The sequence below is a fragment of the Novosphingobium organovorum genome (assembly GCF_022832435.1).
GTDB classification, from domain to species: Bacteria; Pseudomonadota; Alphaproteobacteria; order Sphingomonadales; family Sphingomonadaceae; genus Novosphingobium; species Novosphingobium organovorum.
In genome coordinates this window covers 1-1018 of the sequence record NZ_JALHLF010000244.1, presented here as the reverse complement: position 1 = coordinate 1018, position 1018 = coordinate 1, and the positions used below count along the sequence as shown (strand labels likewise).

The window sequence follows — 1018 nt, the reverse complement described above, 5'->3', positions numbered from 1 at the left end:
GCCGTTCGAGCCGCCGTGTCGCTGCGCGCATCAGCGCGGGCGCCTGCTCGGCCACGCGGGCGAGTTCGAGGCCGAGCGCCTCGATCCGGTCGGGGCGCACCAGTTCGGCCATGCGGCTGGCGATGAGCCGGGCGCGCATGGCGCCCAGCGCCCCGGACAAGTCGAAGCCCGGTGCGATCGCCGCGAGCACGCCGTCCATCGTCACCATCGCCTTGAAGATCAGCACCAGATCGGCGGGCAGGACGAGCCCTTCGTGGCGCAGCAGCGGGAAGAAATCGGCGACCATCGCGCTCAGCACCAGCGGCCCCTGACCATGGCGCTCGACCAGCCGTTCGGAGGCGACAAGCAGCCGTTCGCGCGGCACGTCGCCGGTTTGCGACCAGGTCGCCAGCGTGTCCGCCACCCCGGCCGCGTCGCGCCCGCGCAGGGCGAGGATGAAGCTCAGGAATTCGCTGCGACGGCGCTGCGAAATCGTGCCGACCGAGCCCAGGTCGATCAGCACCAGCCGGTCGGGCGCCTGGCACAGCAGGTTGCCGGGGTGGGGATCGGCGTGGAAGCGCCCGTTGACGAGCACCATTTCGAGCACCAGCCGCGCGCCGAGCGCGGCGATCGCCTCGGGATCGATGCCCGCCTCGCGCAGGGCTTGCGGATGGCGCGGCGCGGTTCCCGCAACGAAGTCCATCACCAGCAGGTCGGGCGCGCTGAGGTCCCAGTGGATGCCCGGAACCGCAACCTTGTCCAGCGCGGCGAGGTCCTGGGCGAGGCGTTCGGCGTTGCGGCCTTCCTGCGTGAAGTCCAGCTCGTCGAGAATGGCGCGCCCCAGCTCCTCGATCATCGCGCGCGGGGCGAGCCGGCGCAGCGCGGGGCTGTGCGCCTCGGCGATTCCCGCAAGCTGGCGCAGGATGCGCATGTCGGCCTCCATCCGCGCCGCGATGCCCGGACGGCGCACCTTGACCGCGACCTCGCGCCCGTCGGCGAGCCGCGCGCGGTGGACCTGCGCCATCGAGGCGGCGGCGAG

Annotated in this window: 1 protein-coding gene; it reads right to left on the bottom strand. The window is 72.9% G+C overall.

The features are described from left to right. On the bottom strand, positions 1 to 1018 hold a 1018-nt coding region (locus MTR62_RS21030; RefSeq protein WP_244024617.1), incomplete at both ends, for an ABC1 kinase family protein.